The organism is Flavobacterium sp. (genome assembly GCF_043760115.1).
Taxonomy (GTDB): domain Bacteria; phylum Bacteroidota; class Bacteroidia; order Flavobacteriales; family Flavobacteriaceae; genus Flavobacterium.
In genome coordinates, this window is the sequence record NZ_JAYUPK010000030.1 from 1 (window position 1) to 9553 (window position 9553).

Annotated in this window: 8 protein-coding genes and 2 pseudogenes; 5 read left to right on the plus strand and 5 right to left on the minus strand. The window is 27.6% G+C overall.

Annotation, left to right across the window (positions count from 1 at the left end):
• Nucleotides 1-532, minus strand: a pseudogene (locus ACH2BC_RS02695) (hypothetical protein); the annotation flags it as partial.
• A gap of 84 nt (nt 533-616) precedes the next feature.
• On the opposite strand from ACH2BC_RS02695, the gene ACH2BC_RS02700 reads away from it, so the two are divergent.
• From ACH2BC_RS02700 to ACH2BC_RS02715, 4 genes are all read left to right on the plus strand, one after another.
• A complete protein-coding gene (locus ACH2BC_RS02700) occupies nt 617-1663 on the plus strand; it encodes a formimidoylglutamase (RefSeq protein ID WP_395052448.1) in 1047 nt (348 codons plus the stop codon).
• 48 nt (nt 1664-1711) lie between these two features.
• On the plus strand, nt 1712-2257 hold the full coding sequence (locus ACH2BC_RS02705; RefSeq protein ID WP_395052449.1) for a YcxB family protein: 546 nt from the start codon (nt 1712-1714) through the stop codon (nt 2255-2257).
• Between the two features lie 30 nt (nt 2258-2287).
• Entirely contained in the window at nt 2288-2458 is a 171-nt protein-coding gene (locus tag ACH2BC_RS02710; protein WP_395052450.1) for a hypothetical protein, read from the plus strand.
• 121 nt (nt 2459-2579) lie between these two features.
• Complete coding sequence (locus tag ACH2BC_RS02715) at nt 2580-3824, plus strand: DEAD/DEAH box helicase (RefSeq protein WP_395052451.1); 1245 nt, start codon at nt 2580-2582, stop codon at nt 3822-3824.
• Here ACH2BC_RS02715 and ACH2BC_RS02720 read toward each other — a convergent pair whose 3' ends face one another.
• From ACH2BC_RS02720 to holA, 4 genes are all read right to left on the minus strand, one after another.
• Nucleotides 3825-6020, minus strand: a complete 2196-nt coding sequence (locus tag ACH2BC_RS02720; RefSeq protein WP_395052452.1) for a response regulator — start codon at nt 6018-6020, stop codon at nt 3825-3827.
• Between the two features lie 94 nt (nt 6021-6114).
• Entirely contained in the window at nt 6115-7809 is a 1695-nt protein-coding gene (gene ettA, locus ACH2BC_RS02725; protein WP_395052453.1) for an energy-dependent translational throttle protein EttA, read from the minus strand.
• Between the two features lie 128 nt (nt 7810-7937).
• Nucleotides 7938-8120: a CAL67264 family membrane protein gene (locus tag ACH2BC_RS02730; protein WP_395052454.1), complete on the minus strand. Its 183-nt coding sequence runs from the start codon at nt 8118-8120 to the stop codon at nt 7938-7940.
• Nucleotides 8121-8354: 234 nt separating this feature from the next.
• Nucleotides 8355-9359, minus strand: coding sequence for a DNA polymerase III subunit delta (gene holA, locus ACH2BC_RS02735; protein ID WP_395052455.1), 1005 nt, complete (start codon nt 9357-9359; stop codon nt 8355-8357).
• A gap of 108 nt (nt 9360-9467) precedes the next feature.
• Between holA and ACH2BC_RS02740 the strand changes: the two are divergent.
• Nucleotides 9468-9553 (plus strand): annotated as a pseudogene (locus ACH2BC_RS02740) (restriction endonuclease subunit R); the annotation flags it as partial.

Genomic DNA, 9553 nt, shown 5'->3' on the forward strand with positions numbered 1-9553 from the left:
AGTTTAAAACAGTCAACTTAGACGCTTTTTCTACTGTTTTAGACAACTCTTCGTTTTGACCAACAAGAGTTTGATTGTAATTTTTAGATTCTGCTAAAATTACATTTGTACTGTCAAGATTGGTTGTCAATCCTGCATTTTCCTTTTTCAAAGTTTCAACTTCTGCAATTAAATTATTCATTTTACTTTGCAATCCTGCAACTTGTTGTTTGTACTTAGACATTGATGCAACATCACCTTTAGATCGTTCTAGTTGCGTCATCAATCCAACTACTTTTTCTCTTTCTGCAATTAATTCGTCAGACATTGATGTGTTTTCTGCAATAGCAGCATCATAAGTAGCTTTAAGCTCACTTAAATCTTTCATTACAGTTTCTTTCTCTGTAAGAGTCTTACTTACAGTAGTTTCTAACGATTTAGCATCATTAGTTAATTTAAAAATGTAAAATAAACTTCCCAATAATAACAATGCCAATACAATTACTACTGCTTTTAATGGCGATTTACTTTGTTGATTTTCTTGATTTTCCATAGCTTTCTTTTTAAACAAAATTATTAGTAGATACTATAACGTAAGTTTATACAATTATAGTATTTTTGAAGCAAAGTTTTTTTTATGGACAAGCTAATTCGTTTTACATCTTCCTGTTTATCTAAGATTACAAATTACAGAAGTGGTGAAGTTAAATTTGGAGAAAAAATGACGGTAATTCCTAATGATGCCGACATTATTCCGTTTTTAGTTAGCTGTGAACAACAATTTGTTTTGTTCGGAATACCAGAAGACATTGGTGTTAGAGCCAATTATGGTCGTCCTGGAACAAATTCAGCTTGGGAAAGCGCTATAAAAAGTATTGCAAACATTCAACACAATCGCTTTAATAAAGGTTCGCAAATTGTGGTTTTAGGTCATCTTGATGCTTCTGTAGAAATGCTAGAAGTTCAAAATTTAGATTTTAATAAAACTGATGATCGAAAAAAGATGAGCGACCTTGTAGTAAAAATTGACAAAGAAGTTGCTCATATTATTACTCAAATTGTAAAAGCAGGAAAAACGCCTATAATTATTGGTGGCGGACATAATAATGCATACGGAAATATTAAAGGAACAGCTTTAGCAAAAGGAAAACCTATTAATGCTATAAACTTTGATGCACATTCTGATTTTAGAATTCTAGAAGGAAGACACAGCGGAAACGGATTTTCTTATGCCTTTGAAGAAGGATTTTTAAAGAAATATTTTATATTTGGATTGCACGAAAGTTATACGTCTAAAAGTGTTTTAACAGAGTTGAAAAAACTACAAGAACGAGTTCAATTTAATACTTATGACGAGGTAAATATTAGAAAAGAAAAATCATTTGAAAACGAATTATTGTATGCTAAAAACTTTATCAATAATGACTTTTTTGGTATAGAAATTGACCTAGATGCAATTCCAAATATTCCTAGTAGTGCGATGACTTTAAGCGGATTTTCTGTAGAAGAATTACGCAGATTTATTTACTATTTTGGAAAAAATGAAAATGCGACTTATTTACACATTTGCGAAGGCGCACCAAGTTTAGATAATGATAAAAATAATCATCTTGTTGGAAAATTAATTGGCTATTTAGTTACTGATTTTATTAAAGCTAAAACTAGTTTAATTGAAGTTGTTTGAAAATATTATAATTTGATTTATTCAAACTATAAAATATAATTTATAAAAATGAAATTAAAATACGAGTTAAATGAAAATGATTATTTACAATATCAGCTTTACACAGCAACAAAATCTGAAAGAATTAAGAAACAAAGAATAAAAAGTTGGATTATATTATCCTTCACATTTATTTTGATAGGTTTTTTATTTAAACAAAATGAAAATAATATTTTGTTTTACTATTTTATTATATTAGGAATGTTAAGCTTAATTTTATATCCATATTATCAACGAAACTATTATAAAAACCACTATAAGAAATTTATTAAAGAAACATTTATAAACACAATTGGGAAAAGTTCAGTTATAGAATTTTTAGAATATGAAATTATTACATATGATTCTAATTGTGAATCTAAAGTAAAATATTCAGCATTAGAAGAGTTTAACGAAATTGGAGATTATATTTTTCTAAAATTTAATTCTAATCAAAGTTTTGTAATTCCAAAATCAAAAGTTGAAAATCTAGAAGAACTGAAAGTTGAATTAAAATACATCTCGGACAAATTTAAAATTAAACAAAATTTAGAATTAGACTGGAAATGGAAATAATATAAAATTGGACATTTAAAATAATTAAATATGTCATTACTTTGGATAATTAGAGCTAATTACTTAGAAGAATATTTAATAGAAATAGAATTTAATAGTAAAGAAAAAGGTATAATTGATTTTAAAAATCATTTAGATAAAAATATTTATAAACATTTAAAAAAATTAGAAAATTTTAAAAATTTTAAATTAAATTCTTGAACGTTAGAATGGGAAAATGGTGCAGATTTTTCTCCAGAATTTCTATTTGATATTTTAAATTAAACTTTATAATAAACACTATCTTTGCAAAATCTTATACTATTTATAGGATTTTACATTTATGACATTTAGCGAATTACATTTAATAAAAAATATTCAACAAGCTCTTGTTGAAGAAGGTTACGAAAATCCAACACCAATACAAGAACAAGCCATTCCAATTATTCTAGAAGGTACAGATTTAGTAGGTTGCGCACAAACAGGAACAGGAAAAACAGCCGCTTTTGCAATTCCAATTCTTAATTATTTACACAAAATTGCTGGTTCATCTACCAAACAAAAAGTTATACGTACACTTGTAGTTACGCCTACTCGTGAACTTGCAATTCAAATTGACGAAAGTTTTAATACCTACGGAAAATATACCAATATTAGATCAATGGTTGTTTTTGGTGGCGTAAATCAAATGTCGCAAGTAGATCAACTTAAAAAAGGAGTTGATATTTTAATTGCAACGCCAGGAAGATTATTAGATTTACACAAACAAGGATTTATAGATTTAGATTTTTTACATTTTTTAGTTCTTGACGAAGCCGATCAAATGCTTGATATGGGTTTTATTAACGATGTAAAAAAAATTGTAAAACTTACACCAGATAATCGTCAAACGCTTTTGTTTTCGGCTACAATGCCAATGGCAATAAGAGAACTTGCAGATACTTTTTTAAGAAAACCTAAGTATGTTTCGGTTACTCCAGTTTCTAGCACAGCAGAAAATGTGAATCAAAAAATATATTTTGTTGGTAAAGAAGACAAACGTAAATTATTATATCACATTATTAGAAATGATAAAATAGAAAACGTTTTGGTATTTGTGAGAACAAAACATGGCGCAGATAATGTTGTAAAAGCATTGAAGAAAAATGGTGTTTTGGCAGAAGCAATTCATGGAGACAAATCGCAAAATGCAAGACAACGTGTTTTAGAAAGTTTTAAAAATAAAGAAATTTCAGTACTTGTGGCTACAGATATTGCAGCTCGAGGAATTGATATTGAAAGTTTACCTTATGTTGTAAATTTAGATTTACCAAATATTCCAGAAACCTATGTTCACCGAATTGGTAGAACTGGAAGAGCAGGAAACAGTGGTTTAGCAATATCTTTTTGCGCCAAAGACGAATTGGGTTACTGGAAAGATATTGAAAAATTAATTAAAATTAATGTTAAAGTAGAAAAAGATCATCCATATCCTTACACTGATGTTCCAGAAGATCCAGATGCAAAACCAGATTTAAGAAATAAAAATAAAGAAACCAACTCAAGAAAATCGGTTGCTTCTAAACAAAATAAAAAACGTTGGTATTAATTATTTTACCAATAAATTATTTATTACTTGAAAAAGTTTAGCTGGTTCGAACGGTTTTACAATTATATCATTCATTCCTGCAGAAATTGCTTGTTCTGTAACTTCTTGTTTGTCAAATGCTGTAAGTGCAATAATTGGTAATTTATATCCTTTTTTTCGAATAAGTTTTGTGGTATCAAAACCATTTATAATTGGCATATTAATATCCATTAAAATAATATCAAACATTTCTTTTTCAAGTAATTCTATTGCGGCATAACCATCATCAATAATTTTGCATTTAAAATTATTGTTTTCTAAAATCTTCTTGGTTACAACCTGATTTATTTTATTGTCTTCTACAACAAGAATTCTATAAAAATAGTTAGATGATAAATCTACTTCAATATTATTAATTATTTCATTCTTTTTACTTTCATCTGCTTCAAAACCAATAATAAAACTAAAAGTTGTGCCTTCACCAAGTTTGCTTTTTAATTCTATTTTACTATCAAATAATTCTGTTAATTTTTGAACAATAGACAATCCTAAACCTGTTCCTTGATAATCGCCTTCTTTTCGTTCTATTTGTACAAATTTTTCAAATATTTTAGATTGATCTTCATCTGCAATTCCAACTCCTGTATCTTTTACTTCAAATTTTATAAAATGCTTTGATGCTTCTACTTTATCAATTGTTGCAGAAATTTTTACTTCTCCATCTTTTGTAAATTTTAAAGCGTTACTCACCAAGTTCATAAATACTTGAGAAAGTCTAAGTTTGTCTCCAATTAATGCTTCTGGAATGCTAGAATCTAAATTAGTTATCAATTTATTATTATTCTTTAAAGCAATAAATTCTAATGAATCTGCAATAGTATGAATTTCATCATTTAGATTAAAAATCATATTTTCTAGCGTAATTTTATTTTCTTCAATTTTATTTATTTGAAGTAAATCATTAACTAATGAAAGTAAGTAACGTGCAGAAAATTTTAAAGAATTTAAGTGTGGACTGTTCGCCAACTCTTTATGTTCGTCAATAATTATATTGGTAATTCCAACAACTCCATAAAGTGGCGTTCGTAGTTCGTGACTTATAGTAGACACAAATTGTGTTTTTAATTGCGAAGCAACTTCGGCTTTTTCTTTAGCAATTTGTAGTTCCTGATTGGTTATTTTTAATTCAGAATTCGTTAATTCTCTATATTTATTGTTTTTATACAATGAATAAATTAGTAATAATAGAATTAAAAATATAATTACAAACAACAAAACAATTAATTTAGATTCTTTTAAATCTTTAGATTGCTCGTGTTTTTCATCTTCAATTCTATCAATTTGTCTTTTATATTCGTCAGATTCTATTTCGCTTCCAGCAATTTTAACTTTATTTATACGTTCTTGATTATAAACTTTTTCTGTTAATTCCTTGTGTAATGATAAAAAATTTAATGCTTTTTCAAATTGATTATTTTTTTTATAATGTTCTGATAAATCAAAATATACATCTGCAATATTAGAATTTAAAAGTTCAGATTTACTTTGTTTACCGTATTCCAAAGCTCTATTGAAATGATATTCTGCTTTTTCATTATTGTTTAAATGACTGTAATAAGAACCATATTGTGAATTTAATGAAATTTCAGCTTCTAATTGATTGCTCTTTTCAACAAAGCTTTTAGAATTATTTAAATATTTAATTCCACTTTTAAAATCTTTCTCGGCAAAATATGCACTTGAAATATTAAGATTCGTGTACATTATTTCTATAGAATCATTTATCTTCTCAGCATAAAATAATCCTTTTTTATAATAATTTATTCCTTTATTAAAATCTATTTTTTTATAGGTATAAATATTTCCTAGATTGTTATTTATCCAATCTTTAATGGAATCATTTTCAGTTTTATTGGCATGATAAAGTGCTTTTTCAAAAAAACTAATGGCTTTATTATCATTATAAAATTCTTGAAAATTTAATCCAATTATATTATATGCTTTTGCCATTAAAACATCATCATTAATTTCGTGAGCATAATTTAATGCTTCTTTAGAAAGATTTAATGATTTTTCTACCTCTAGATTATAAAATGAATTTCCTGCATCGAATAGCAATTTTTCAATTTGCTTTTTAGAACGAAGTTGTCCTTGTGAAAAAGCAAATTGAAAAAAAAACAGTACTATAAGTAGGATTCTAGCGTTTTTAATTTTCAAAAGTTTGGTCTTGTTACTAAATATCTTTTAAGACAATTAGTAGTATTATTACATAAAAAATCCCAAAATTAATTGGGATTTGATGCAAATATAATTAATTTCTTATTAACTTTTTATATTTTAATCGTTTTGGTGTTAAATCACCACCAAGACGTTTCTTTTTATTTTCTTCATACTCTGAAAATCCACCTTCAAAGTAATAAACTTCAGAATCTCCTTCAAATGCTAAAATGTGAGTACAAATTCTGTCTAAAAACCATCTATCGTGAGAAATTACTACGGCACATCCAGCAAAATTTTCTAAACCTTCTTCCAATGCTCGTAACGTATTTATATCTAAATCATTTGTTGGCTCATCAAGTAAAAGTACATTTCCTTCTTCTTTTAAAGTCATTGCTAAATGCAATCTGTTTCGTTCTCCACCAGAAAGTGTGGCAACTTTTTTATTTTGATCGCTTCCGCCAAAATTAAATCTAGAAAGATACGCACGAGAATTTACTTGCTTTCCTCCCATCATTATTAATTCTTGACCATCACAAAAGTTTTCCCAAATAGATTTATTAGGATCAATATTAGAGTGTGCTTGATCTACGTAGGCAATTTTTACAGTTTCTCCAACAGAAAATTCTCCAGAATCTGTTTCTTGTTCTCCCATAATCATTCTAAAAATAGTTGATTTTCCTGCACCATTTGGTCCAATTATTCCAACAATTCCTGCTTGAGGTAACGTAAAATTTAAATTATCGTATAATAATTTATCTCCAAATGCTTTGGCAACATTTTTAGCTTCTATAACATTTGTTCCTAATCTTGGACCATTTGGAATATAAATTTCTAGATTTTCATCCAATTGTTTTTGGTCTTCGTTAAGTAATTTATCATAGTTTTGTAAACGTGCTTTTTGCTTAGTTTGTCTACCTTTAGAACCTTGACGAACCCAATCCAACTCTCGTTCTAAAGTTTTTCTACGTTTAGAAGCTACTTTTTCTTCTAGTGCCATTCTGCTAGATTTTTGATCCAACCAAGAAGAATAATTTCCTTTCCAAGGAATTCCTTCTCCTCTATCTAATTCTAAAATCCAACCTGCAACATTATCTAAGAAATATCTATCGTGCGTAACTGCAATTACAGTTCCAGCATATTGCGCCAAGTGTTGTTCTAGCCAAAGAACCGATTCTGCATCCAAGTGATTGGTTGGTTCGTCTAATAATAAAACATCTGGCTGTTGTAATAATAATCTACACAATGCAACTCTTCTTCTCTCACCACCAGAAAGATTTTTTATTGGTGTATCGCCTTCTGGAGTTCTCAAAGCGTCCATTGCAATTTCTAGTTTTGTATCAATTTCCCAAGCACCAAGCACATCAATTTTGTCTTGTAAATCGGCTTGTCTGTCCATTAATTTCTGCATTTTATCTGCATCTTCATACACTTCTGGCAAACCAAAACTATCATTTATTTGATTAAATTCATCCAAAACTGCCATAGTTTCTGCAACTCCTTCTTTAACAATTTCGATTACTGTTTTAGAATCATCAAGATTTGGTTCTTGTTCTAAATATCCAACAGTATAACCTGGTTGAAAAACAACATCACCTTGATAATTTTTATCAACACCAGCTATAATTTTTAATAATGATGATTTTCCTGAACCGTTTAAACCCAAAATTCCAATTTTAGCTCCGTAAAAGAAACTTAAATAAATATTTTTTAAAACTTGTTTATCACTGCTTGAGTAGGTTTTACTCAGTTTTTGCATTGAAAATATTACTTTTTTATCGTCTGACATTTTATTAATTTATTGTTTAAATATTTGAAATTGTTTAAAAGTTTAATATTGTTTGAAAGCTTAAAATTATTAAATTTTGATGTTGTTTTTAGATATTTGATATTTAAAATCTAATATCTAAAATTTAATTAAACTCTTCCTTTTAAGGAACTAAAAACCCAAGCATTTGCTAAAAAACCAACACCAACAGCTGCAAAACCCCAACCTGCGGTATCATCATATCTAAAAGCAGCTAATGCCAAAAGGATCAATCCCATAATTATCATTATAAAAGTTGCCCAACCTAGAACTGTATTTTTATTCATTCCCATTTTATTATTTTTTTTGGAATACAAAGATACATTTTTTAAAAAAAATTATTGAAATTAATACTATTTTATTATTTATTGTATTGCTAGCCCAGATAAAAATGGAAAGCCCACAGCAAAAAAGTTTTATTTTTCTTGATAATAAAAAGCGACCAACGGAAGCTCTTTTATTGTTTAGAAAAATAAAACTTTTTGCGAGGACTTGAAATGGTTAGCTGGAAATTACTACTGAAAAAATTAATTAAAAATTTTAACCAACATTTCTTTAAGTAAATCGTGAGTTGGTAATGCATTTGCGCCTACACCTTTACTTTTTACGTCAATGTCGCGCAAGGTATTTACAATAGAACTAACTTTTTTCATTGGATAATTTTTCAATGCCACATCATAATCTTTTATAAAAAACGGACTTACGCCTAAAACTTTAGCCACATTTACAGGATTTCTATCTTTTAATCCGTGGTATTTTAAAACTTTTATAAAATAACTAAAAATAAGACTTGTAGTAACAACCATTGGATTATCCTTTGGATTATCTGAGAAATATTGTACAATTTGATATGCTTTTACTTGATTTTTAGATCCAATGGCATTTTGCAATTCAAACACATTAAAATCTTTACTAAATCCGATATTTTCTTCAATATTTTTGGCGGATATTAAACTTCCTTTAGGTGAAATTATTTGAAGTTTTTCTAATTCATTATTAATTTTACTTAAATCGTTACCTAAAAATTCTACTAACATTGCATTAGCTTTTGCTTCTATAGTATATCCTTTTCCTTGTAAAACTCTTGTTATCCATTGTCCTACTTGGTTTTCATATAGTTTTTTACTTTCATAAACCAATCCAGTTTTTACAATGTTTTTTAGTGCTTTTTTTCGTTTATCAAGCGTTTTATATTTGTAGCAAAAAACTAACACTGTAGATTCCATTGGGTTTTCGGCATATTTTTCAATATTTTCGATAGTTCTTGATAAATCTTGTGCTTCTTTTACAATTACCACTTGACGTTCTGCCATCATTGGATAACGTTTGGCAGTTCCAATGACATCATCAATGGTTACATCTCTTCCGTAAAGTATGGTTTGATTAAAACCTTTCTCCTCTTCAGACAAAATATTATCTTCAATATAATCTGATAGTTTATCAATATAATAAGGTTCTTCACCCATTAAAAAATAAATTGGTTTTATATTTCCAGCTTTTATATCGTTTACAATTTTTACTATTTCATCCATTTATGCTGAATTTATTTCAGTATTTTTTTAGTATTCAGTGTTCAGTTGCAGTGTTCAGTATAAAAGTTTTACATTTGAATAAATTCAAATTTTATTTACTTTTGTGAGATGCAACAACTCAATTTTCCAAAATATACATTTCGGTTCAAAAATAGTGAAAATAAAGTGTCTATTTTTGATGAAATTAGGAAAAA